We start from the raw sequence: 24,807 nt of genomic DNA on the forward strand, positions 1-24,807 counted from the left end.
ATGACCGGCGCGGCAAGTATCAGCTCGCCTGTAGCACGTCTCGCAGAAGCGGGCCGCGCACCGGACGCTATCTCTTGATCTTTAAAAATCATACCGCAAATTCTCCAGCGAGCGGTGCAGTCGCCCGAAACGCTCCAGGCGGAACGGCGCCGGATCGACGCATGGCTTGGAGCCTGTCACCAGATCAGCCGTCAGCGCTCCGGCACCGGGGCCGATACCGAACCCATGGCCGGAAAATCCGACGGCCAGATAAAGGCCGGGAATGGCACTGGCAGCAGAGATCACCGGAACGGCATCCGGCGTGACATCCATGAGGCCGCCCCAGGTAGCCGTGATGCGGGCATTTGCAAATGCCGGGAAGGACTTAGACAACTTGTCGATACCTTGGGAAATGAGCTTCGATGACGGAACGGGATCGAGAACGCGGATCTGCTCGAACGGCGTCACAGCGTCACTTTTCCATTGGCGGGGCATCGCCATTTCCCGCAGGAACTGCCCGCCTGTCCGAAAGCGTAATGCCCGCCAGTTTTTAACGAGCGACGGCAGGTAGTCGGCGAACAGACGGAAGCTATCCGGAGTGACGGGCGCGATATCCGCGTTGCGCTGCGCTACCGTAAAGCCGCCATCATGACGGCGACGGAAGGCGAAATCGTTACCGCCCACCGGCATATCCGTCATGCCATCAACACCCGACAGACGCGCGACGCTGCCCAGGATTTTGAGGATCGGAATATCAATTCCCATATTGCCTGCAAAAAGCCTGGACCAGGCGCCCCCCGCCAGCACGACGGAAGAGCAGCGGATTTCGCCATGTTCCGTCACCACACTGCTTACCTTCCCGGCGGAGCGTTCGATTGACCGGACCGCACAGCCCGTGAGGATATGGGCACCCTTTGCGGCAGCACCGCGTGCCATGGCGGGAACCGCCATGAACGGCTCGGCCTTGCAATCGCTCGGAGTGTGCATCACGGCCTTGAACTGCCTGCCCATGCCCGGCACCAGCGCGTGCATTGCCTCACCGCGCACAATGCGCGAGTCGAGACCCACTGAGGCGGCATGTTGGAGCCACTCCTCGTAAAAGGCGACGTCAGCGTCCGTCTCGCACAGATAGGCAATTCCGCACTGGCGCAACCCGGTTTCGGCGCCGACCCGCTCGTTCATGCCTCTCCAGAGCCTCAAGCTTTCCATGGAAAGCGGCAACTCGGCCGGATCACGCCCCATCTGGCGCACCCAGCCCCAGTTCCGGGACGATTGCTCACCAGCGATCAGCCCCTTTTCACAGACGGCAACGCTGATGCCACGCTCGACCAGCGACAACGCTGTCGATACGCCAATGATGCCGCCACCGATAACCACGACATCCACGTGCGCAGGCAGGGTCTTCGACGACAAGACGGCATCAGGGATTATTCTGGACATTTTTTAGCGCCTGTTGAGGGTGGATGTGCGGTTGCGGAAGCTGGCGATCCGTTGCTCGGTCCGGTCCGGGTCTGCGAATGCTGCAACATCGGAAAAAAGCAGGTCGGCCTCCGCTCGCGTCATCAGTCCGCAAGCCTCGGAAGCCTCCTGGACGGACAGGCCGTTGGTGGCCGCATGCTTGGCGACGGCAGATGCCGCCGGATAGCCGTAGATCGCCACCAGTGCTGTCGACAGGGCGAGCGATCCGGATGCATCGCTGAGGCCGCGCTCCGTATTGACGGTTATCCCCGAGATACAATGGGAGACAAAAAGCGGGATCGCGCGTCGCATCAAACGAATGCTTTCGCTGATGGCTTCGAGAATGATCGATTCCCACACATTGAGGTCAAGTTCACCCTCGGCGGCGCGGGTGACTGTGGCATCATTACCGATCACACGGAAGGAGACCTGCATCATCATTTCAGGCATAACCGGATTGACTTTGCCCGGCATGATCGACGAACCCGGCTGCACCGCCGGAAGGGTGACCTCGGCAAGCCCCGCCCGCGGTCCTGATGACATCAGGCGCAGATCGGCCGCAAATTTCGACAGGGTCAGGGCGATTGCTTTCAATGCGGCTGAAATCCTCACCCAATCGTCGGCATTTTGCAGCGCGTCGAAAAAATTCTCCTCCGGCTGATAAGATTTGCCGGTCAGTGCCTGCAATTCTTCGAAGACGAAGCGGCGATAGGCTTGCGAGGCGCCAAAGGCAGTGCCGACGGCAGTGGCGCCAAGCGGCAGCCGCAGACAAACGTCTTCCAGACCAGACATCCCCGCCATCTGTCGCTCAAAGGCGGCTGAATAACCTGAAAACTGCTGACCGAAAGTGACAGGGAGCGCATCCTGCAAGCAGGTTCGACCAAGCTTGACCACGTCGCGAAAGGCATTCTCCTTGACCCGAAGAGCATCGACGAGAGAGCCCAGACCTGCGCGGAGGCCAGCCAGTTCACCCCCAACCGCCATTTTCATTGCCGAGGGAATGACATCGTTAGTGGATTGCGCCATGTTGACATGGGTATTGGCATGAACGGGATCCTGTCCCTTCCTGCCGGTCAGAATTTCACTTGCCCTGTTGGCCAGGACTTCGTTGACATTCATATTGGCCGCAGTACCGCCGCCGCCATGATAGATATCGACAGGAAAATCCTGCCTGCCTGGCATTACAGCGTGTTCGCTCGCAGCCATTTCGATTGCCCCGGCGATCTGCGGATCAAGGTCGCCGGCCCTGCAATTGGCCCGTGCGGCAGCCTGCTTTATGGCAATAATCGCCGGGATGAAGCCTTCGATATCGGCGATCGTCCGGCCGGAAATCGAGAAATTCTCGACCGCGCGCGCCGTCTGGATGCCATAGGCCAGGGCGGCCGGTATCAGCCGTGTTCCGAGCGCATCTTCTTCCAGGCGCATTTCCGCTTGCCCTTCATCCATCTCAACGCCCCGGCCGGTCGAGGAAATCGCGCAGACGATACCATCCGGTAAAGGCAGGCAGAAACCATGGCTTGCCGGAATAAAAAGGAACGGCGGTGAATTTTTGCCGGTCGAACGCCGATTTGGCGTTTTGCTCGCCCAGGATCTTTCGCGCCGTCTGATAACCGAGATAGGTCATCAGCGCGACACCGTTGCCATTGCATCCCACCGCAAAATTCGCCCCATCGCGCTCACCGATATGAGCGAGCTTGTCAACCGTCATGGCGACACTTCCGACCCAGGAATGGGTGATCTTGACGCCAGCGAGCTGGGGCCAAACAGCCAGCATCCTGGCATAGATGTGCTTTGCGGCGCGCCTTTCCGACATTTCGAACACACCCGGGCGCGAACCGAACAGCAGCCGCGTCCCGTCCGTCGATGGTCGGCTGAAGATGAGATCCCGGCGGGTGTCCGAAATCATGCGGCCCTGCGGGATAAGCTCAGCCATCAGATCGGCCGGCAACGGCTCGGTAGCGATTTGATAGCTCTTTACGGGCACGAGCCGGCGCGCCAATTCCGGCGTCGCATCATCCGCCGTATAGCCATTGGTCGCGACGATCACATCCTTCGTGCGGATCGTCCCACGCGCCGTTGGTACAATCTTATCGCGGTTTGGCCCGTCCTCAACGACGCCAGCACGGGCGTGGGAACGCAGCATGACACCGGCAGCCTTGGCCCGCCCGCGCAGCGCCTTGTGGTAAAGTCCCGGATGCAGGCCGCCATAGTCATCTATCAGCATACCCCCGTGATAATAATCCGAACCGATGGCCGCGCGCTGCTGATCTCGATCAAGGAAGCTGACCTTCACGCCAGTCTTTTCGGCAAGCAGAGCGCCGTGGCGCTTCAGCGTCACGTAGTCTGTGGCGGTGTGGGCGCCAAAGAAGCGACCAGTCAGCTTCAGCCCGGCATCGAGCTTCTCCGTGTCGATTAACATTTTCAGATATTCGAAGCTTTCGTTACTTTCGCCGATAAGCCGGTTGATCAACTCCGGGTCAATTCCCTTGATCGCGCCTCCAACGACGAGCTTCTGGCCGCTGGACACCATTCCGCCGGACCTCGTCGAGCAACCGGAACCGAGCCGGTCACTGTCCAGCACGACAACGGAGCGTCCGGCACGCGCAAGGTGGGTTGCGGCAGCAAGACCGGCATAGCCGGAGCCGACAACCACGACGTCGGCATACTCGGGAACGGGATCGAGATTCGTCTCCGGCTCGGCCTCCTCCCACCAATAGGGAGCTTCCTTGAAATCGGCGGCGTAGATATCGTCAAACTTACGCATTGCATACCGGGCCGCAAAGGCCCGCCTTTCAGGAGTTTTGGGCAATCACAGAACCTGGCCAAGAAACTCGCGTGTGCGCGGATCTTTTGGATGGTCGAACAGCTCGACGGGTGGGGCACTTTCAACAATCAACCCCCGGTCGGTGAAGCAGACGCGGTGTGAAACCTCACGCGCGAATTTCATTTCATGGGTGACGAGGACACAGGTCAGCCCTTCCTCAACAAGCTCGCGGATCGTAACGAGAACCTCCTTGACCGTTTCCGGGTCCAGGGCGGCAGTCACCTCATCGAAAAGAATGACTTCCGGCTGCATGGCAAGCGCGCGGGCAATAGCCACGCGTTGCTGCTGGCCGCCGGAAAGCTGGCCAGGATAGCTGTCGGCCTTTTCCGACAGGCGCACCTTGGCGAGAAGCTTCCGAGCGCGATCCGCGACCTCTGCCTTGTCATGGCCGAGCACTTGGATCGGCGCCATCATGATGTTTTCCAGGGCGGTGCGATGCGGAAAGAGATTGTACTGCTGGAACACCATCGCCACCTGGTGGCGCAATGGCCGCATTGCCTTCTCGGTGCGCATCTCGTGCACCTTGTGATTTCCCACCCGGATAAAACCCTCATTGACCGGAATCAGGCCGTTGATGCAGCGCAAAATGGTCGACTTTCCGGAACCGGACGGTCCGATGATGCAGACAGCCTCCCCCTTGCCGACGCTGAGGGAAATTCCTTTCAGGACCTCGAACGTGCCGAAAGATTTCCGGATGCCATCGATCTCGATCAGGGCGTTGGAGCGGTTCATAGATTGTCTCCTTTAACCGCATGCTCCAGGCGCCGCGCGAAGATCGCGATCGGGTAGCAATAGGCAAAAAACAGGAAGAGGATGGTCAGATAAAAATAGACGAGCGCCCGTTCGCTCTCCATCGCCAGTGAGGTGTTGAGGATGGTCAAGACGTCCTGAATACCCGTGACCGTGGCAAGCGCGGTTGCAATCATCAGCAGGGCATAGAGGTTCATCCAGCCAGGTATCATCCGGCGCAAGGCCTGGGGAAGGATGACGTAACGATAAATCTGCAGCTGGGTGTAACCGAGCGAACGGGACGCCTCCCATTGACCGCTATGGATCGACTGCACCGCCCCGCGAATGACTTCGGAGAAGTTCGCCGCCGTCGGTAACGCCAGCCCGATGACCGCCTTTACGAAAGGCGGGAAGGGAACGACGAAGCCGAAGATCTTCATCTCGAAAGGCAGAATGTAAAGCATCGCGAAAAGCAGCACGAGCCAAGGCGAGTTTCGCAGGAAATTCATGACGAAAAATGCCGGCAGGCGAATGAAGGGCGATTTTGCGAGCGTCGCAAGACCCATCACTGTGCCAAGGGTAGTCGCCACCGCCATGGAGGCAATCGACAGCAGGATGTTGAGGATGAAGCCGCCGCTTATCGGCCAGCCGGAGCCGGAGCCTGTCAGGAGCAGTGGCAGGCGCACGGCGACGCGGTTCCAGTGTTGCGCGCCGCCGGCGAGTGCATCGATCGCAATCCAGATTGCCACCGCAAGCGCGATGAAAAGCAGGACGGCGCGTTTTTTGTTTTCGTAAGTCATGGTGGAGACCATGGTCAGTGTCCCTTTCCATAACCGGGGAAAGCCATCCAGGCTTCGAGCCTGGACATTGCAAATGTCAGGATGGATACGAGCCCCACATAGATGACGAGCACGAGGATCATGACCTCGAGTGTGCGAAACGTGTCGTTGTAGATCTGGCCCGCGTAATACATCAGTTCCGGCACCGTAATGACCGAAGCCTGAGAGGTTGTTTTGAACAGGTTGGTGAGAATGTTGGTAATCGCTGGCAGGCTGATGCGCACAGCAATCGGCGCCTCAACTTTCCAGAAACGCGACCACCGGCTGTATCCGAGCGACCGGGCCGCTTCTATGATCGACCGCGGCATGGTTTCGATACCGGACCTGAAAGCCTCGATCGCCAGCGCTCCGCCAAACAGGCTGAGCGAAATCGAGGCGCAGGCGAATGCACTCAGTAGCGGCATCTGCAAACCGGTGGAGGGATCGGTGACTTTCAACCCCAGTGTCGACAGCGTGAAATAGGCAAAAAGCATCTGCAGCAGTGGCGGCGTGTTGCGGAACACCTCCACGAACAGCTCGATGATGGCATCCAGCCAGAAAATCCGCAAAGTCAGCGCAAGCGCACCGAGAAGGCCGATGATGATCGCGGCACTGGATGACAGTGCCGCAAGCTTGAGTGTGTTGAGGACCCCGGTGAGCAGCCATTGCTGATAGGCTGGATCCGTAAGCCAGGAATAATCAAGACCGAACAATAGCTGCTCCAGACCCTATCAGTTCAGTTTTGCTTTGGCAGCCTTGGCGCGCTCGGCAATGTAATCGGCGTGGGGAATATTGAACTCGGTTTCCCAGGCGATCATCTTGCCTTCGGCTTCCGCCTTGGTGATGGCCTTGTCCACAGCCTCCTGGAACGCCTTGTCGCCTTCGCGGATACCACCTGCCATCGGCAGATACTCATAGGTGGGGACGGCGACCTTGTAGCCCTTCCAGTCCGCTTCCTGAACCTTAAGGTCAAGGGTCATCTGGTCGAAGACAAAACCTACGCAACGATTGTCGCGCAAAGCGCGCATGGCCTCCGGTTGGGTCTTGAAGGCAACGAGCTGGATTCCGAATTCCTCGGTCATCTTCTTGTTATAATAGGATCCCTGAATGCCGCAGACCGGCTTACCCTTCAGTTCCTCCCATTTGCTGGTGGTCGCTTCTTTAGCCATCATGACCGCCGGGCCTGGCGACGATACGTAAGCGGTGGTGAAATCGATGACCTTGTCGCGCTCCGGCGTGACGCCAAGCGTCGCGAAAATCGCATCGATACGACCAGCGGTCAGGAACTCGATACGATTGGCGGCAACGACCGGCACAAATTCGATCTTGTCTGAAGACCCCAGAAGTTCCTTGGCGACGTATTTCGCCAGTTCGACTTCGAAGCCGATGATCTCACCCTTGTCGTTGAGATACCCATAAGGTGGATAATCGTTCTTGACGCCGACGATCAGCTTGTCGCGGGCCTTGACGTCATCAAGCGTACCGGCGAGCGCGGCACTGGCCGCCAGCATGCCCAAGGCCGCCAGGGCGGTAGTTGCGAGAATGTTTGCTGCTTTTTTCTTCATTTTGTTCCCCTGTTTGTTCAAGCGGGTCTGGCGTTCTCGAAACCCGCAGGTCGTCTTCAAAATCAAGCTGCCTACAAAATATTCACTTATTTAATCTGCTCAATTTTGGTCATTGAATACGCAGTTTTCTCATTATACAAGTTATTGAGATTTTATTTTCATAATGTGAGACGATATGGCCAAATCCACCCAATCCTCCTCTGGTGGCGCGCAGCTTCTGGATCGAGCGGTAGCTCTTCTCGATCTTGTTGCAGACGGCGGCGTACAGGGCGTCACGCTCAAGGAACTGACGAACAGATCCGGACTCAACACGGCTACCTGCCACCGCATCCTCAACACGCTGGTCGGCCACAAGCTCCTCGCCCGTGACGACAGGAAGCGCTGTTACCGGCTGGGCGCGCGTATGGCGATTTACGGTGCGCGCGCCGCACGTGGACCTGGCATCATCAGCCGCTGCGAAATGGCGCTGACCCGCATTCGGCGCCGAACCGGCGATACCATCCACCTGATGGCCCGGCTGAACCACGATTCCGTTTGCCTCGACAGACGCGACGGAGAATGCGTGGTGCCGACACTGACCGGCTCGATCGGTGGTTCGGTCCCGCTTGGCGTCGGTCCAGGCTCAATTGCCATGCTCGCCTTCCTCGAAGAGGACGAACAGGAATTCATCATCCGCGCCAATATCGAGCGCTATGCCGCCTACCGCGATCTCACCGCCGACAAAGTGCGCCGACTGATCGCTGAAACACGCGAACGCGGTTATGCAATCGACGTCGGCGAGCTTATCCCCGGGATTGCCGGCGTTTCCGTGCCGATTTTTTCGGATGGTACAACGCCAAACGCTTCCCTGGGCTTCACACTTTTAAGTGCCAAGCTGGAGCCCGGCACATTGGAGCAATATGCGATGCTGCTGAAGGACGAAATCTCGGCGATCGTCGATCAATAGCTGTCATCGAGCAGGCAGTTGACCCAGAATTCCGAAACACTCGCGCGGTTCGGCAAACTGACGACATGCAGGATGGAGCTGGCAATATCTTCAGGTTGGGTCAGGGTGTCCGACGGCGTCGCGCCTGCCAGAGGCAGCCCCATATCAGTCGCAACGAAACCCGGACATATGGCGGTCGCCCTCACACCCTTGTCGAAACCGGCATGACGGATTGCATGCGACAGGCCAAGGGCTGCGAATTTCGAGACCGAGTAGGCGCCAGACACGGCCGATTTGACCCTTTTCCCCGATAGCGAGGCGACAATCGCCACGCGACCTGCTCCGGACGCGATTAGCGGGTCCCAGCAGGCCTGCACAAGGCGCCGCGGGCCATTGACGTTGACGTCCATCAATGAGGCGAACTCCTCGTCAGTCGCTTCCACCACGGTCTTGCGCACCATGACGCCGGCGTTGGCAACAACAGCATCGATGCGGCCGAACCGTGCCAGAACGGCAGCCGCCCAGTCGACAGGCGATTGCGGGGCGAGCGCGTCATAGGCCTGCACGTGGACTAACGCTGGATCTGCCCATTCCGGCAGTAGCGGCGTGCGCATTCCAAGCGAGACCTTCCAGCCGGCCTCCATAAAGGCCCTGCCAGTGGCAGCACCGATACCGCGATTGCCTCCGGAAATGAGGACGGTTTTCCTGTCGGTCATATAGGTTTTCCTTTCTCAGGCATGGGGCAGAAGGGTGGCGCCTTCCTTGCGGGTTGCACGGTTTTCCTGCATGCGAAAATAACGAAGGCGCAGACCGGGCGCGAAGGACATCAGCAACGGCGCCTTGTGCAGCGGTTCGATTTTCAGGGAGAGATCCTTGTCCGGCACGCCCAGCGCCCATTCTGACAAGACGCCGCCAAGCATGGAGCCGGTTGGCACCCCGCGGCCAGAAAGTCCCGTACAGGCAACGATGCCGGGCGCCAGATCATAGAGCCTCGGGACAGTGCGCATCTGCATGTCCAGTTCGCCGAACCAGAAATATTCCCAACGGATTTCCTCGCTGATCTGCGGATGAAGGAATTTCAGCCGGTCTGTGAGAACCTGCCGGGTATAGTCAGGGTCGGCGCCACGCTGGCCCATGGGGAACATGGAGGCAACAATGCGACCTTCACGGTTGTATTTGTAGACATAGATATCGCCGCGCCCATCATGCATGGTCGTATTGTGGGGCAGGACTTTTGCGCGCGTTTCCGGATCGAGCGGCTGGGTGGCCGCGAGAAATACTTTCTTGATGCGGAAGCTTTTATCGAGGTTTTTCCAGCCACCGACGGTGTAGGCGCCGGTCGCGAAGATCACCTTTTCAGCCAGCACAGTGCCCCGGGGCGTTCGCACGGACCATTTCCCGGCCTCTGGCTGGACATCCTCGACCGGGGACGCGGTAAACACCTGCCCGCCCTCTGCGATAACGGCGCGCGCAAGGCCACGTGCGTATGAAAGCGGGTTCAAATGACCGCCCTCCTCGTGATACCAGGCGCCATAAAAACGAGGGCTTCCTGTCAACGCTTCGACCTCGTCCCTGCCAATGACCCGGCAGCGCGCGCCAGCGCCGGCATATGCATCAGACTTCATCTGCAGCGTGGACATGGCGCCGGGACGCAATGCGCCCATAACATAACCATTCTGGACCCATTCGCAGTCGATTCCGTAGGTCGAGATCATCTCGACGACGCGATCATTGGCCCGCGTCTGGCGGTGAATAAGGCGCTCCGCCCAGGGCTCGCCCAGAATTTTTCCGAGCGACGGCAGGCTGTAATAGCTGAAGGTCGGGGTGCAGTGGCCGGCATTGCGGCCCGAACCGCCAAAACCTGCCTCTTGCGCTTCGACCAAAGCAACCTTGACGCCCCTGCGCGCAAGCTCCAGCGCCGTCGTCAATCCGGTATATCCCGCGCCCACGACACAGACGTCCACATCGACACGGCCTTCGAGCCTCGCGGTTTTCGGTGCGGGCGCTGCGGTTGCAAACCACAAGGTTTGGTCAAAAGGTGAAAATTTTCCCAAATTCGTTCTCCTCAAGGCACACGAAGGTAATCCGGGAACAGCGCAGTTCCGGGAAAAGATGTCTCGACATGGATTACAGATGAGCACTGCTGATTTTCTATGCGTGCCAGATTTTACAGCAAATCGTCAATCGCGATCTCATATTACGACCGTCATAGCGTTCTTTTTTCATATAGTGATTTTCTTGCCGTGCGACGAGCGGCAAGCATGGATCGGCAGATAGCCAGACAACACCGGCCACTGCCGGACGCATTGAGGTCGGACCCGATTATTCAACCGCCAATACGAGACTGCCCAGGGCTTGACTCGCGGAAAATCAAAAGATATGTCACTTTCAATTCTAATATATCAGTTAGGCATTTGATATGTCTGTTACCCTTGAATTCCCATCGTTACCGCTGTCCGAACTCGTCACCCCCCAAGACCTGCCGGCTGACGGAAACATGACCAACAGGATCCATGCCTTACTTCGCAAACTGATTGTCGAGGTGAAGCTGCTCCCAGGGCGGGCGCTGTCGGAAAAGGAGATCGCGACACTGCTGCATGTCAGCAAAACGCCCGTCCGCGAGGCGATCATTCGCCTTTCCGAAGAAGGTTTCGTGACTGTCGTGCCGCAAGGTGGCACCTACATCTCGCCGATCGACGTTCAGCGGTACATGGAGGCCTGTTTCATCCGGTTCAAGCTGGAAGAAGGCGCTGTGATCGAGGCCACCAAGCGGCATTCGCTGGAAGACATCGCACGGCTGAAAACCTGTCTGTCGCAGCAGCGCACTGCTGCCGCGGATGAGGAATTCACCAACTTTTTCCTGCTCGACGAGGAATTCCACCGCACGATCTTTTCGGCAGCTCGCCTTCCTGGAGCCTGGAGCGTGGTAAATCAGGCGAAAGGCGAAATGGACCGAATGCGACACCTGAAGCGCGTTTTTGCAGTCCGTCGCACCGAGAAGGTTATCGAAGAGCACGAAGCAATCGTGAACTCAATCGAATCCGGCGATATCGAAGCGGCAAGAGAGGCCGTACAGCGCCACCTCGGATCACTCGAAACAAAAATCGCAGAACTCTCCAAGAACCCGAAGATCTGGACCTTCATCGAGCAGGTCAACACGCGCGTCACGAGGAAGCGCGCTTCACGGGGGCAGAAGACGCCTGACTGAACATTCAAGGCTTTTGAGGAGGGGCCTTTCATGTCCGCAGTTCAAATCAACGACGTCGTCAAGCGCTATGGTGCCCTTGAAGTCGTCCACGGTATCAATCTTTCCATACAGCCGCAGGAATTCGTTGTCCTCGTAGGTCCTTCGGGATGCGGAAAGTCCACCACGCTGCGCATGCTCGCCGGGCTGGAAGACATTTCGGACGGCACCGTTTCAATGGACGGCCGAGTGGTCAACAAGATCGCGCCCAAAGACCGCGATGTCGCGATGGTGTTTCAGAACTACGCGCTTTATCCGCACCTGAGCGTGGCCGATAACATCGCTTTTGGCCTGCGAGTCAGGGGAGAAAAGCGAGCGGTTATCGACAAGGCGGTGGCAGAAGCTGCACAGATCCTCGGGCTCACCGAATATCTGGGCCGCAAGCCGGCAGATCTTTCCGGTGGCCAGCGCCAACGCGTCGCCATGGGTCGTGCCATCGTGCGCAGGCCGAAAATCTTCCTGTTCGACGAACCTCTCTCGAACCTCGACGCCAAGCTGCGCACCCACATGCGGGCCGAGATTAAACTGCTGCACAAGCGGATGAACGCCACCAGCATCTACGTGACGCACGATCAGGTCGAGGCAATGACACTTGCGGACCGCATCGTCATCATGAATGGCGGCCATATCGAGCAGGTCGGTTCGCCGATGGAGGTTTTCCTCGAACCGGCCAACACGTTCGTCGCAAGTTTTATCGGCTCACCGCCCATGAACCTTCTGGACGGGACGATTGAAAAGCAGGATGGCACCGTAAAGGTCAAAATCACGGGTAGTGCCGGACAACGCTTCAGCGTCCCGGAAGCATTTGCGAAAAATGCGACGGAAGGACAGCAGGTCAAACTCGGCCTGCGACCCGAAATCATGTCGGTAGAGACCGAAGACAGTCGTGAAAACCTCAATTGCAGCATCGACCTTGTGGAGCCCTTGGGCGCGGAGGCTCTGCTCCACGGCAGGGCTGATGGCCAGCCATTTATCGCCAAGGCGGAAACACTTTACGGCGATCATACTCTCAACGGCGTCACCCGACTTGGCATCGATACCACACGCATCCATGTCTTCGATGCGGCAACCGGAAGGTCGCTGAAAACCCCAAGCGGGGCGCGACCATGAAAAAGGGTTTTCAGGAACGCCTTCACGATCTCCAGGAAGATGTTCGCCGCGACTGGCAGCTCTACCTACTTCTCGCTCCGATGATTATCTGGTTCGCCGTCTTTCTCTATAAGCCTATGTACGGGCTGGTCATCGCGTTTCAGGACTTCTCGATTTTTCGCGGCATTGCAAAGAGCCCGTGGGTCGGTTTTGAAAACTTCGCGGAGCTCTTTCACAATGACATGTTCATCCGCGCCTTCTGGAACACCCTAAAAATCAGCGCTCTCGGCCTGATCTTCGCGTTTCCAGTACCGATCATCCTGGCCTTGATGTTCAACGAGGTTCAAAACAGCGTTGCCCGAAGCTGGGCCCAGACGATCGTTTACCTGCCGCATTTCATTTCGGTGGTGATCGTGGCCGGCATCGTCATCAATTTCCTGTCGCCGTCGATAGGCATCGTCAATCTTCTGCTGAAAGGCCTTGGATTCGAGCCGATATACTTCCTGACCCAGCCGGAATGGTTTCGTCCAATTTATATCGGCTCGTCGGTCTGGAAGGAAGCGGGCTTCGAATCCATCGTCTATCTCGCCGCCATCGCTGGCGTGAGCCCGACGCTTTATGAATCCGCCCGGGTGGACGGGGCATCGCGCTGGCAGATGATGTGGCGGATCACCCTGCCCTGCATCCTGCCGACAATCGTGATCATGCTGATCATCCGCATCGGCAATCTGGTCGAGGTCGGGTTCGAATATATCATTCTGCTCTATCGGCCATCCACCTATGAAACGGCAGATGTCGTTTCCACCTTCATTTACCGCACCGGCTTGCAGGGTACCCAATACGATCTCGCGACGGCCGCCGGACTGTTCAATGCGGTTATCGCTTTCGTCCTCGTCTATTCGGCAAATCGCATCAGCCGAAAAGTCTCGTCGACATCGCTTTGGTGAGGAGCTGAAAGATGGCAAACTTCAATCTATATTCCCGCGGCGACAGGATTTTTGGCTGGGCAAATGCCATTCTTCTGGGTCTGTTCGTTCTGTCGACGCTTTATCCCTTCATCTATGTGCTGTCGGTCTCGCTATCTTCTGGGGCCGCCGTCACGGCTGGCCGTGTCACGCTATGGCCGGTTGATGTGACCCTTGCCGCTTACGACAGGGTATTGTCGGACAAGATGTTCTGGGTCGCCTATGGCAACACGTTCATCTACACCTTCGGCGGCACGCTGATGAGCCTGCTGATCATGATCCCCGGAGCCTACGCCCTTTCGCGCAAACGCCTGCGCGGCCGCACTTTCTTCAACATCGCCATCGCTTTTACGCTGTGGTTCAACGCCGGCATGATCCCCTTCTTTCTGAACATGCGCGATCTTGGACTTCTCGACAGCCGCTTCGGCATCATCCTCGGATTTGCGGCAAACGCCTTCAACGTCATTCTACTGCGCAACTTCTTCGAAGCGGTGCCAAAGTCCTTCGAAGAAGCCGCCAAAATGGACGGCGCAAGCGAGTTGCAGCTGCTGTGGAAGGTGTTCATTCCGCTTTCCAAGCCAGCAATCGTCACCGTTGCGCTGTTCTGCGTCGTTTCGCGGTGGAACGGTTACTTCTGGGCGATGGTCTTGCTGCGCGGCGAGGAGAAGATCCCGCTTCAGGTCTATCTGAAGCGCGTGATCGTCGATCTTAACTCGAATGACGAATTCGCATCGAGTCTGCTCACCGCCCACTATTCGTTCGAGACGGTAACATCCGCGATCATGATCGCTTCCATCATTCCCGTCCTCATCATTTACCCCTACGCGCAGAAGTATTTCACCAAAGGAATTCTGCTGGGCGGAGTCAAAGAGTAGCAGCACAAGGGAGGAGAACCTGTGAGAGCACTACGAAAAGGCACGCCCCTACTGGCGTTGATGACAGCCGCAACCCTGGCCTTACCGGCATCGGCGCAGGATTCAGGGAAAATTTCCAAGGATCCGCTGGAGCTTACGATCCACTTCCACTTCCGTGACAAATACGTCTACTCGGAAAAATGGCCGGTGGAGCAAAAGGCCGCCGAGATCACCAACATTCATGTCCGCAACGTGGCGTCGCTGGCGACCACCAGCAGCCGCGATGCATTCAACCTTCTGATCGCCTCGGGCAACCTTCCCGACATCGTCGGCGGCGACGCCACGGGCGGGCTGAAGGAAGACTTCATTCGCTACGGGTTGGAGGGCGCATTCATTCCACTCGATGACCTGATCGAGGAAAACGCCCCCAACCTCAAGGCATTCTTCGACAGCCACAAGGAAATCCGCAACGCCATCTCCGGACCGGACGGCAAGCTCTATTTCATCCCTTACGTCCCTGATGGCAAGTTCTCGCGCGGTTGGTTCATCCGCCAGGATTGGCTCGACAAGCTTGGGCTGAAGCAGCCGGAAACACCGGAAGAGGTCTACGAAGTTCTGAAAGCCTTCCGTGACAAGGACCCGAACGGCAACGGTCTCAAGGACGAAGTTCCCTACTTTGCCCGTGAGGAAATCGATGCAGTCCGCCTTATCAATCTGTGGGATGCGCGCGTGTCCGGATCCGAGCGTTATGGCGACTTTGCCGTTTATGACGGACAACTTCGTCATCCCTGGGCGGAGGAAAACTACAAGACCGGGATTTCCAACGTGGCCAAATGGTACAAGGAAGGCCTGATCGACAAGGAGATTTTCACCCGCGGTGCTCGCTCGCGTGAATATCTGCTGGGCAACAATCTCGGCGGCATGACGCATGACTGGTTCGCCAGTACCTCGACCTACAACGACGCCCTGTCGCCAAAGATCAACGGTTTCGCGCTAAAGCCGATGCTGCCGCCAAAGACGGTCTCGGGCCAACGGTTTGAGGATTCCCGTCGGCTGCGTGTCCAGCCCGTCGGCTGGGCTATTTCGGCGACCAACGAACACCCGGTCGAAACAATCAAGTATTTCGATTTCTGGTTTTCTCAACAGGGGCGCATCCTGTCGAATTTCGGCGTCGAGGGCCTGACCTACGAGATGGTCGATGGCAAGCCGCAATTCAAGAAGGAAATCCTCGACAACAAGGACCCGGTGAATGCCCAGTTGTGGGCGGTCGGTGCGGCGATCCCGCGCGGATACTGGATGGACTACGAATATGAGCGCCAGTGGACAAACAAGATCGCGCTTGAAGGCATCGATATGTACGACAAGTGCAACTGCCTCAAGGATGAGTTCATGGGCGTTTCCCTGAACGCAGAGGAAAAGGCGACATTCGACCGCTACTGGCCGAGCATCCTCACCTACATGACCGAGATGCAGCAGACCTGGATACTGGGTGCCCAGGACGTCGATGCCGGCTGGGATGCCTACAAGACGCGCCTCACGGCCCTCGGTTACGACGAGGTCATCAAGATGATGCAATCGGCCTATGACCGCCAGTACAAGGCCGCGCAATAAACCTTCGACCGTGATGGCGGCTTTGTCGCCGCCATCCTTTCCCTTCTGTTTTCATAGGAGTTAGAGCGCAATGTGTCCCTCTGCCCCGGCCATCTCCCGACAGACACTTCTCGATGAACCCCGGCCGGGTTCATTGACCATTGGCTACGAGCCAAGCGAAGAAGTGCCGCCGACGGAGAACCCTCCGCGCTTTTCATGGCTGCCCGACATCAACGACGGTGCGCGCTACGTATTGCGGATTTCGTCCGATCCCGGTTTTGCAGACAAAAAGACGCTCGTCTTTGAAGATCTCGCGTGGAATTTCTTTACGCCGGACGAAGCCCTTCCGGAAGGCCGCTATCACTGGTGTTATGCGTTGTGGGGCCAGACGTCCGCGACGCCGGATTCCAACTGGAGTACCGTACGCAGCTTCGAGATCGGCGCTTCGCTGCCGAAAACGCCGCTACCCGGCAGGAAGGCGCGTCATGCAGCCGCGCATGCCAGCCATCCACGGCTCTGGCTCAATCCGGAACAGTTGCGCTGCTTCTCGGAGGCGGTGGCAAAGGACCCCAATCATTGCAACTGGTCCGAGTTCTACGAGAAATCGGCAAAACCCTGGCTTGAGCGCCCGATCATACCGGAACCTCAGCCTTATCCCAACAATATGCGCGTCGCAGGACTCTGGCGACAGATGTATATCGACTGCCAGGAAGTGATCTATGCGATCCGGCACCTGGCCATTGCCGGTCGGGTTCTCGGACGCGACGAACTACTCGATGCGTCCCGCAAGTGGCTGCTGGCAGTCGCTGGCTGGGATCCGAAAGGCGCGACCTCCCGGGCCTATAATGACGAGGCGGGGTTCCGCGTCGTCGTGGCACTGGCCTGGGGCTATGACTGGCTATACGATTATCTGAGCGAAGACGAGCGCGAGACCGTACGCTCGGTTCTTCTTGAACGAACGCGGGAGGTCGCCGACCATGTTATTGCCCATGCCCGCATCCACGTGTTTCCCTATGACAGCCATGCCGTACGTTCGCTTTCGGCAGTATTGACGCCGGCCTGTATCGCACTTCAGGGCGAAAGCGACGAGGCGGGCGAATGGCTCGATTATACCGTTGAATTCCTCGCCACCCTCTATTCTCCCTGGGCTGGAACTGATGGTGGCTGGGCGGAAGGGCCACATTACTGGATGACCGGCATGGCTTATCTCATAGAGGCCGCCAATCTGGTCCGCTCCTATATCGGTTACGATCTTTATCAGCGGCCATTTTTCCAGAACACGGGGCGCTTCCCGCTTTATACCAAGGCGCCGGGAACCCGTCGCGCCAATTTTGGCGACGACTCCACGCTTGGCGATCTTCCCGGCCTGAAACTGGGTTACAATGTTCGGCAATTTGCCGGCGTTACAGGCAACGGCCATTACCAATGGTATTTCGATCACATCAAGGCCGATGCGACGGGCACAGAAATGGCCTTCTACAATTACGGCTGGTGGGACCTGAACTTCGACGATCTCGTCTATCGTCACGACTATCAGCAGGTGGAAGCAGTCTCGCCTGCAGACTTGCCGGCACTCGCTGTTTTCGATGATATCGGTTGGGCGACCATACAGCAACATATGGAAGACCCGGAACGGCATCTGCAATTCGTCTTCAAATCCAGTCCCTACGGTTCGCTAAGCCACAGCCATGGCGACCAGAATGCCTTTGTCCTCTATGCCTACGGCGAGGATCTGGCGATCCAGTCCGGCTATTACGTGGCGTTCAACTCGCAGATGCATCTGAACTGGCGCCGTCAGACACGGTCGAAGAACGCCGTCCTGATCGGCGGTAAGGGACAATATGCGGAAAAGGACAAGGCACTCGCGCGTCGTGCCGCCGGCCGTATCGTATCGGTTGAGGAAAATCCCGGACATATCCGGATCCTCGGAGATGCGACGTCTGCCTATCAGGTCGCGAACCCGCTGGTTATGAAAGCGCAGCGCGAAATGCACTTCGTCAACGACAGCTATTTCGTGATTGTCGATGAGGTGGAGTGCTCCGAGCCCCAGGAACTGCAATGGCTTTGCCATACCACAGGAGCACCGCAGACCGGCAAGTCTAGCTTTCGCTACAATGGCCAAAAGGCGGGCTTTTACGGCCAGTTTGTCTTCTCGTCAGCCGGCACACCGCAGATCGCGGCCGTCGAAGGTTTTCCCGACATTGATCCCAAGGAGTTCGAGGGTCTTGATATCCACCATCACGTCTGCGCCATGGTTCCGGCAGCAACTCGGCATCGGCTGGTCACCCTTCTGGTGCCTTACAGTTTAAGGGAGCCGAAGCGCATCTTCAGCTTCATAGACGATCAGGGTTTTTCGACCGACATCTATTTCAGCGACGTCGACGACCAGCGTTTCAAGCTCTCCCTTCCCAAGCAATTCTAACCATACGAGGTTCTTCAAATGCAGCGTTTTACCAACATGACCGTTGTTGTAGCCGGCGCCGGCCGGGATATCGGCCGGGCATGCGCCATTCGTTTTGCGCAGGAAGGCGCCAATGTCGTCCTCACCTACAATGGAGCCGCTGAAGGTGCGGCCACGGCTGTTGCCGAAATCGAAAAGCTTGGCCGTTCGGCTCTGGCGATCAAGGCAGACCTGACAAACGCAAGCGAAGTAGAGGCTGCCATTTCTGCTGCCGCAGACAAATTTGGCGAGATCCATGGCGTCGTCCATGTTGCGGGTGGGCTTATCGCCCGCAAGACAATCGCTGACATGGACGAAGCCTTCTGGCATCAGGTCCTCGACGTCAACCTGACGTCGCTGTTCCTGACAGCCAAGGCCGCACTGCCCAAAATGGCAAAGGGCGGCGCGATCGTAACCTTCTCGTCGCAGGCGGGCCGTGACGGCGGTGGGCCGGGCGCGCTCGCCTATGCCACTTCCAAGGGTGCCGTGATGACCTTTACCCGAGGACTTGCCAAGGAAGTTGGCCCGAATATTCGCGTCAACGCCGTCTGCCCCGGCATGATCTCCACCACCTTCCACGACACCTTCACCAAACCCGAAGTGCGTGAAAGGGTGGCGGGCGCCACATCGCTGAAGCGCGAAGGCTCAAGCGAAGACGTTGCCGGTCTGGTGGCGTTTCTTGCGTCCGACGATGCCGCTTATATCACCGGCGCCTGCTACGACATCAATGGCGGCGTCCTGTTCTCCTGATATCCGGTGAAAACCATGTCCGTATCGTTACCAAGGGCGAGCCGGATTGCCGTTCTCGGCACTTCGCTCGTCCAACAGAACCATATTGGCGACGCGTCCTCGCTGGCCACATCGGCCCGCGGCTGGATGAGTTGGGCCGAGGTATTGTCGCATGGCAGGCTTTGCTGCCCTGTCCACCATGATCCATCAGCACCAACAGGCTGGGAACCGAGCAATCGACCGGGTGTCAGCCGGTTCTTTTCCGGCCTCAATTTCGGAGTTTCCGGCCAGAAGGCAATCGAGATCGAACGGCGGCTACCGCGACTGCTGCAATCGGATTTCGATCTGGTCATCGTCGATGCCGGCACCAACGACATGATGGTGGAAACACGCCAGACGATTGCCGATACACGGGCGCGGATCGCTTCGGCTCTGCTCGACGCAGGCAAAACCGTCATCCTGCTCCCGATCCTCGCCCGTGGCACCGGGAAATGGCCGGCAGGCGGTGCAGAGCGGGCAAAAGCGCACTGGATCAACCGGCAGAGCATCGAATTTGCCGCAGATAATGCCAATTGCCATGTCTTCGACTGGAACTCGGCATGGGTCGATCCCGAAAGTGAATTCGGCGAGCCTCACCCCGGCTATTCCGACGACGGCACCCATTTTGCGGTGACAGGCGCTTTTGCCGTAGGAAAGCTGCTTGCCACTTATCTGGAGGCGATCGTGCCGCGAGCGCCGGCCCGTATCCTGGCGACAGACGATCGTTTTGACCCGGTGAACAATCCAGCAGGCAATCTGGCATCTGATTTTTCAGCCCTGACAGTCACGGAAACAGGTGAACAAAGCCACCGTCTCGGCGGGCGGCTTGTCCATCCGGGCACAGGCTTATGGGTGGAGGCCATATGCGATGTTGATGTGCCGGCGCATTGCGACGTACTCGGAATATCGCTGCGTCTGAAAGATGCTGCAGCCGAAGGACAGGAGGCGGTAGCACTTGCGCCTTTCCCTGCCGAAGACGGCACATTTTTTCCTTTCCCCGCCACCCAATGGACAGGGGCGCTCAGAACTCCTCCCCTGAAACTCAGGCCAGGTGAAGCCCCTCCGGAAGTTTTTCTCGATGTGATCCTGCGGCCCGGTTCTCAACCGATCGAAATCGACGTCAACCGCATCGAGGTTCGACCTGTTTCAAGTCCGGTACGCCAATGAGACCATCTCAAGAGAAACCACGGCTGTTGATCGCCATGCGGAACGAGCTTCCCGAAGGTTTTTTTGGTTCGCGCGAATGGGCACGCATGAATGCCGTAACCGACATCATACCGGGTTTCCCCTACACGGATTTCGACACGGAAGCGGGAGCAGAAGCGTTGGCCGAGGCGGACATTCTCCTCGCCGCCTGGGGCACGCCATCCCTGACACGCGAGCGCCTCGCCCGTGCGCCGAAGCTCAGGATGGTCGCTTATGCCGCGTCCTCGGTGCGCGCTGTTGCCCCCGCCGAATTCTGGGAAACATCCGATATTCTTATCACCACGGCGGCATCGGCCATGGCCGTGCCGGTTGCCGAGTTTACCTATGCGGCAATCATCATGTGCGGCAAGGATGTGTTTCGTCTGAGAGACGAGCATCGGGTAGAGCGCGGCACCGGCGGTTTTGGCAGCAGACGTGGCATGAGCCTGCCCTATCTCGGCAATCATTCCCGCAAAGTCGGCATCGTCGGCGCGTCACGGATTGGTCGGCTTGTCATGGAGATGCTGACGCGCGGAAAATTCGAGATCGCCGCCTACGACCCGTTTCTTTCGGTGGAAGACGCGGCCGCACTTGGTGCTACGAAAATGGAGCTCGACGAGCTTCTCGCCTGGTGCGATGTGGTCTCCCTGCACGCGCCGATCCTGCCTGAAACCCGCCACATGATTGGTGCCCGCGAACTGGCGCTGCTGGCGGATCATGCAATCTTCATCAACACGGCACGGGGCTGGGTGGTCGATCACGACGCATTGCTGGCCGAGGCACTTTCCGGGCGGCTGCGTATCCTGATCGATACACCGGAGCCGGAACCCTTGCCGACGGATAGCCCATTCTACGATTTGCCCAATGTCGTGCTCACCCCCCACATTGCCGGGGCGCTGGGAAATGAATTGCGGGCGCTTTCCGATCTCGCCATTACCGAGATCGAACGTTTCGTCGCGGGGCAAGCCTCGCTTCACCCGGTCCATAAACAGGATATGGAGCGTATGGCATGAGCGCTTTCGATTACTGTTTTTCAACGCTTGGCTGCTCCGAACTTAGCCTGCACGAAGCGGCCGATCTGGCACAGAGGCATGGCATCGGGCATGTGGAGTTGCGCACGCTCTCCGGTACGGTCGACCTCATCCCGGCACTCACTGCCGAATTTGCTACTCCTTCCAGATTTGCAGCCTTTCTGGCCGAAAGTGATCTCGAGGTTGCCGCCCTAAACACATCCATTCGCCTGTTCGGCAGCACCGATCTTTCCGCCGTCGAGCCCTTTATAGACTGGGCGGAAGCCGCAAACATTTCCTATCTGCGCATCTTCGACGGTGGCAAACAGTTGGGACAGGATGAGATGACGCAGGCAGCGGGCCTGTTGGACAACTGGCAATCGCTGCGACTATCACGCGGTCTGAATGTCGACCTCATGATCGAAACACACGACGCGCTGGCGGACTTCGAGCAGCTTCTCGCCTTCATCGCGTGCGTGCCAGCATCGAAGCTCTTGTGGGACACTCACCACACCTGGGCCAAAGGCAGCGATCTCAAAATCCTTTGGCAACACATCGCACAAAATGTCGTCCATCTGCACGTCAAGGACAGCACCACGGACAGCGATGGCCGACGACGCTACGTATTGCCCGGCCATGGCGATTTTCCCATGGCGGAACTGCTTTCGCTTTTACAGTCGGATGAACGACATATCCCTCTCAGTCTGGAATGGGAACGCCACTGGCATCCCGAACTGTCCCCGCTGGACGATGCGCTAAAGGCTGCGCGCGGCTGGTGGCGACAAGGAGCTTTTTAATGCGCATAGCCGAAATTCACCTCACACCGGTCGCCATTCCCGACAGACCGCTACTGAACTGTAAAGGCGTGCATCAGCCGCATGCGTTGCGCACCGTCATCGAGGTCATATGTGACGACGGTACGGTCGGCCTTGGTGAAAGTTACGGAAGTATCAAGGCGCTGGATGGGTTGCGACGGGCGGCCCCTGCCCTGATCGGGCTCGACCCGTTTCATCTTCACGAGCTGAAATCTCGCGTCATCACCGCATTGCCCGGCAGTGGCGGCATCAACGCAAAATCGGCGGTGGCCGATCACAAGTTGACGGACGTGGTTGCCTCAGCCTTTGAAGTCCCCTGCCTCGACATTCAGGGCAAGCTTCTCGGGCGGCCGGTCTCGGATCTGCTTGGTGGCGCCATTCGTACCAGCGTTCCGTTCAGCGCCTACCTGTTCTTCAAATTCGCAGCCCATATAGGTGAAGCCGAGGATGAATGGGGAGAGGTACTTACTCCTGATCAGGTGGTTGGCGAAGCCCGCAGGATGGTCGACACATACGGTTTCCAGTCGCTGAAGCTCAAGGGTGGCGTGCTGCATCCGGATCTCGAGATCGAGACCATGCTGAAGCTTCGGGAAGCTTTTCCCAAGCATCCGCTGCGGATCGACCCCAATGGCGGCTGGACTGTGGACACGGCCATCTACATCGCACACAAGCTTGAGAATATCCTTGAATATCTCGAGGATCCGGTCATCGGTATGGATCAGATGGCACAAGTCGCAGCCGCTACGTCGATCCCGCTCGCCACGAACATGATCGTCCTTGAATTCGACCAGATCGCCGCGGCCTTCCGCAAAAATGCGGTGCAGATTGTGCTGTCAGATCACCATTATTGGGGTGGACTGCGCGCCTCGACCCATCTCGGAAAAATTTGCGAGACACTGGGTCTTGGCGTCTCCATGCATTCCAACTCGCATCTCGGGATCACTCTGGCGGCGATGGTCCATGCTGCCGCCGCAACGCCGAACCTGAGCTTCGATTGCGACACGCATTACCCATGGACCGGTGTCGACGTGATCGAGGGCACGCCGTTCACGTTCCGTGGCGGTCGCCTCGATGTCCCCAATGGGCCGGGACTTGGCGTGACGCTCGATCGGCAAAAACTCACCGAACTTGCGGCACTTTACGAACAGACCTCGATGAAAGAACGCGATGATACAGCCTATATGAAGCTCTTCGACCCAGACTATGAAAGACGTGTGCCACGCTGGTGACGAGAAGATGCCATGTTACACCCTCGTCAACCTCGAGGCAGCACACCTGTCCTCCTTACCCAGACCGTGACAGTCTTCGCGGTAATCGCTTTCGCAGGGGCGGCAAATCAGCTCGCTCGGCATTCTAGAGGCCGTGCACGATACCGCCCCCGCATAACGGACAACTAGCCGCTACACATTTATAACCGTGTCTATCTCAATTCACATGCGGATCTCTGTCGCGCAAAAGACGAGACGCGGCGATGACACCATCTTCCGGTGCAAGTAGATCGTGTCTTTCGGCAAAGGCCACGAACAAACCGCGGGCGGTCTCCGCTTCAATTTCGCCGCGCAACGCGGCAGCGCATGCCTTAAGCGCAATGGAATGTGCGCTATCTCGGTTTGTTGCGGGCCACTCGGAAAGATGTCGGTATGCCTCCAGCACGTTTCGAACCTCCGCTGGAAAGCCGAGACCGACAAGAATGAAAACAGGCTGTCTGAACATATCGGGTTTCATTGCTTTCTCCTTCCCATCCCGGATATTCGTGGGCGCCATCGCGACGGCGCCCCTGTTCATCCAACAATGTAAATCAAGCCGCCTTCTGTGCTTCGATCTGGCCCGGGGCAACTGTCGGCACCAGAACCGCATCGGTCTGGATGTCGATTTTCCGGGGCTTCAGGGCCTCCGGGATTTCGCGGACGAGATCGATCGAAAGGAGACCGTTTTTCAGTTCGGCGCCGCTCACTCTGACATGATCGGCGAGTTCGAACCGATGCTCGAACGGACGGGCCGCAATGCCGCGGTGCAGGTAGCCCTCCGCGGGTGTCTCCTGCCTCTTGCCTGTCACGGTCAGGAGATTGGACTGGAAAGTGATGTCGATCTCGTCCCGTGTAAAACCAGCCACCGCAATAGAAATCTGATAGCTGTCTTCGGCCGTCCTGATAATGTCATAGGGCGGCCAGTCACTGATCGAGCGGGTGCGCTGGGCGTTTTCGAGAAGATTGAAGACCCGGTCGAATCCGATGCTCGATCGGTACATCGGTGCATAGTCGTAAGATGTTGCCATAACCATATCCTCCTTGAAGCAACATGGGTACCAAAGCGCCAAAAGCGGCGCTTCCAGCACGGCCAGTCCTGTCATCAGCGACTGGCGGCTGACGATTTGGTTTTTCGTGTTTTCAAAATCAAGAGGCGAAGCGAACGAAATTTGCTTTCGCACCCGTATTAAATATGGCTCGGGTACCGCGCGATCAAACGCCTCCAGCCACGCCGATATTCGGCCCGGGAAGCAGGATTTCTGCCCGAGCCTTGGCACAACCTGGAACCGCCATTGAGGCGCC

At 58.0% G+C, this 24,807-nt stretch carries 23 protein-coding genes; 12 read left to right on the plus strand and 11 right to left on the minus strand.

What is annotated here, in order from left to right; genetic code table 11:
• Positions 1 to 81 precede the first annotated feature (81 nt).
• The 7 genes from ACQZ6D_RS08110 to ACQZ6D_RS08140 are packed head-to-tail and all read right to left on the minus strand — an operon-like array spanning position 82 to position 7,373.
• On the minus strand, positions 82 to 1,419 hold the full coding sequence (locus tag ACQZ6D_RS08110; RefSeq protein ID WP_448730294.1) for an NAD(P)/FAD-dependent oxidoreductase: 1,338 nt from the start codon (positions 1,417 to 1,419) through the stop codon (positions 82 to 84).
• Between the two features lie 3 nt (positions 1,420 to 1,422).
• The gene (locus ACQZ6D_RS08115; protein ID WP_112154452.1) at positions 1,423 to 2,883 is read right to left on the minus strand and encodes an aspartate ammonia-lyase; all 1,461 of its coding nucleotides are present in this window, start codon (positions 2,881 to 2,883) and stop codon (positions 1,423 to 1,425) included.
• 1 nt (position 2,884) lies between these two features.
• Positions 2,885 to 4,201 carry an NAD(P)/FAD-dependent oxidoreductase gene (locus ACQZ6D_RS08120; RefSeq protein ID WP_003517554.1) on the minus strand — a complete coding sequence of 439 codons (1,317 nt, stop codon included), beginning with the start codon at positions 4,199 to 4,201 and terminating at the stop codon, positions 2,885 to 2,887.
• Between the two features lie 45 nt (positions 4,202 to 4,246).
• The gene (locus ACQZ6D_RS08125) at positions 4,247 to 4,993 is read right to left on the minus strand and encodes an amino acid ABC transporter ATP-binding protein (RefSeq protein WP_013761259.1); all 747 of its coding nucleotides are present in this window, start codon (positions 4,991 to 4,993) and stop codon (positions 4,247 to 4,249) included.
• On the minus strand, positions 4,990 to 5,790 hold the full coding sequence (locus ACQZ6D_RS08130) for an amino acid ABC transporter permease (RefSeq protein WP_236768948.1): 801 nt from the start codon (positions 5,788 to 5,790) through the stop codon (positions 4,990 to 4,992). The genes ACQZ6D_RS08125 and ACQZ6D_RS08130 overlap by 4 nt, the downstream gene beginning before the upstream one ends.
• 14 nt (positions 5,791 to 5,804) lie before the next feature.
• Complete coding sequence (locus tag ACQZ6D_RS08135) at positions 5,805 to 6,521, minus strand: amino acid ABC transporter permease (protein WP_003517557.1); 717 nt, start codon at positions 6,519 to 6,521, stop codon at positions 5,805 to 5,807.
• 18 nt (positions 6,522 to 6,539) lie between these two features.
• The gene (locus ACQZ6D_RS08140; protein WP_013761261.1) at positions 6,540 to 7,373 is read right to left on the minus strand and encodes a transporter substrate-binding domain-containing protein; all 834 of its coding nucleotides are present in this window, start codon (positions 7,371 to 7,373) and stop codon (positions 6,540 to 6,542) included.
• Positions 7,374 to 7,548: 175 nt separating this feature from the next.
• Between ACQZ6D_RS08140 and ACQZ6D_RS08145 the strand changes: the two genes are divergently transcribed.
• Positions 7,549 to 8,319, plus strand: a complete 771-nt coding sequence (locus ACQZ6D_RS08145) for an IclR family transcriptional regulator (protein ID WP_019566338.1) — start codon at positions 7,549 to 7,551, stop codon at positions 8,317 to 8,319.
• On the opposite strand, the gene ACQZ6D_RS08150 is transcribed toward ACQZ6D_RS08145, so the two are convergent.
• Both ACQZ6D_RS08150 and ACQZ6D_RS08155 read right to left on the minus strand, forming a co-directional pair.
• The gene (locus ACQZ6D_RS08150; protein ID WP_019566339.1) at positions 8,313 to 9,014 is read right to left on the minus strand and encodes an SDR family NAD(P)-dependent oxidoreductase; all 702 of its coding nucleotides are present in this window, start codon (positions 9,012 to 9,014) and stop codon (positions 8,313 to 8,315) included. The genes ACQZ6D_RS08145 and ACQZ6D_RS08150 overlap by 7 nt on opposite strands.
• A 15-nt stretch (positions 9,015 to 9,029) precedes the next feature.
• Entirely contained in the window at positions 9,030 to 10,352 is a 1,323-nt protein-coding gene (locus ACQZ6D_RS08155) for an NAD(P)/FAD-dependent oxidoreductase (protein WP_019566340.1), read from the minus strand.
• Between the two features lie 365 nt (positions 10,353 to 10,717).
• Between ACQZ6D_RS08155 and ACQZ6D_RS08160 the strand changes: the two genes are divergently transcribed.
• The 11 genes from ACQZ6D_RS08160 (at position 10,718) to ACQZ6D_RS08210 (ending at position 23,487) form a co-directional block, all read left to right on the plus strand.
• Positions 10,718 to 11,506 carry a GntR family transcriptional regulator gene (locus ACQZ6D_RS08160; RefSeq protein WP_013761265.1) on the plus strand — a complete coding sequence of 263 codons (789 nt, stop codon included), beginning with the start codon at positions 10,718 to 10,720 and terminating at the stop codon, positions 11,504 to 11,506.
• A gap of 30 nt (positions 11,507 to 11,536) precedes the next feature.
• Complete coding sequence (locus ACQZ6D_RS08165) at positions 11,537 to 12,652, plus strand: ABC transporter ATP-binding protein (protein ID WP_013761266.1); 1,116 nt, start codon at positions 11,537 to 11,539, stop codon at positions 12,650 to 12,652.
• Positions 12,649 to 13,578 carry an ABC transporter permease gene (locus ACQZ6D_RS08170; RefSeq protein WP_013761267.1) on the plus strand — a complete coding sequence of 310 codons (930 nt, stop codon included), beginning with the start codon at positions 12,649 to 12,651 and terminating at the stop codon, positions 13,576 to 13,578. The genes ACQZ6D_RS08165 and ACQZ6D_RS08170 overlap by 4 nt, the downstream gene beginning before the upstream one ends.
• An 11-nt stretch (positions 13,579 to 13,589) precedes the next feature.
• Complete coding sequence (locus ACQZ6D_RS08175) at positions 13,590 to 14,471, plus strand: carbohydrate ABC transporter permease (RefSeq protein WP_019566342.1); 882 nt, start codon at positions 13,590 to 13,592, stop codon at positions 14,469 to 14,471.
• Between the two features lie 60 nt (positions 14,472 to 14,531).
• Positions 14,532 to 16,061, plus strand: coding sequence for an extracellular solute-binding protein (locus ACQZ6D_RS08180; protein WP_019566343.1), 1,530 nt, complete (start codon positions 14,532 to 14,534; stop codon positions 16,059 to 16,061).
• Between the two features lie 70 nt (positions 16,062 to 16,131).
• A complete protein-coding gene (locus ACQZ6D_RS08185) occupies positions 16,132 to 18,462 on the plus strand; it encodes an alginate lyase (RefSeq protein WP_448730293.1) in 2,331 nt (776 codons plus the stop codon).
• A gap of 18 nt (positions 18,463 to 18,480) precedes the next feature.
• On the plus strand, positions 18,481 to 19,230 hold the full coding sequence (locus ACQZ6D_RS08190) for an SDR family NAD(P)-dependent oxidoreductase (RefSeq protein ID WP_019566345.1): 750 nt from the start codon (positions 18,481 to 18,483) through the stop codon (positions 19,228 to 19,230).
• 15 nt (positions 19,231 to 19,245) lie between these two features.
• Positions 19,246 to 20,415: an SGNH/GDSL hydrolase family protein gene (locus ACQZ6D_RS08195; protein ID WP_019566346.1), complete on the plus strand. Its 1,170-nt coding sequence runs from the start codon at positions 19,246 to 19,248 to the stop codon at positions 20,413 to 20,415.
• Complete coding sequence (locus ACQZ6D_RS08200; protein ID WP_448730292.1) at positions 20,412 to 21,446, plus strand: hydroxyacid dehydrogenase; 1,035 nt, start codon at positions 20,412 to 20,414, stop codon at positions 21,444 to 21,446. The genes ACQZ6D_RS08195 and ACQZ6D_RS08200 overlap by 4 nt, the downstream gene beginning before the upstream one ends.
• The gene (locus tag ACQZ6D_RS08205) at positions 21,443 to 22,240 is read left to right on the plus strand and encodes a sugar phosphate isomerase/epimerase family protein (RefSeq protein WP_019566348.1); all 798 of its coding nucleotides are present in this window, start codon (positions 21,443 to 21,445) and stop codon (positions 22,238 to 22,240) included. The genes ACQZ6D_RS08200 and ACQZ6D_RS08205 overlap by 4 nt, the downstream gene beginning before the upstream one ends.
• Positions 22,240 to 23,487 carry a glucarate dehydratase family protein gene (locus tag ACQZ6D_RS08210; protein WP_019566349.1) on the plus strand — a complete coding sequence of 416 codons (1,248 nt, stop codon included), beginning with the start codon at positions 22,240 to 22,242 and terminating at the stop codon, positions 23,485 to 23,487. The genes ACQZ6D_RS08205 and ACQZ6D_RS08210 overlap by 1 nt, the downstream gene beginning before the upstream one ends.
• A gap of 196 nt (positions 23,488 to 23,683) precedes the next feature.
• On the opposite strand, the gene ACQZ6D_RS08215 is transcribed toward ACQZ6D_RS08210, so the two are convergent.
• Both ACQZ6D_RS08215 and ACQZ6D_RS08220 read right to left on the minus strand, forming a co-directional pair.
• Complete coding sequence (locus ACQZ6D_RS08215; RefSeq protein ID WP_019566350.1) at positions 23,684 to 23,983, minus strand: DUF982 domain-containing protein; 300 nt, start codon at positions 23,981 to 23,983, stop codon at positions 23,684 to 23,686.
• 73 nt (positions 23,984 to 24,056) lie between these two features.
• Positions 24,057 to 24,533, minus strand: a complete 477-nt coding sequence (locus ACQZ6D_RS08220; RefSeq protein WP_448730320.1) for an Hsp20 family protein — start codon at positions 24,531 to 24,533, stop codon at positions 24,057 to 24,059.
• Positions 24,534 to 24,807: the final 274 nt, after the last annotated feature.

The sequence above is a fragment of the Agrobacterium sp. 22-3639C2 genome (assembly GCF_053522105.1).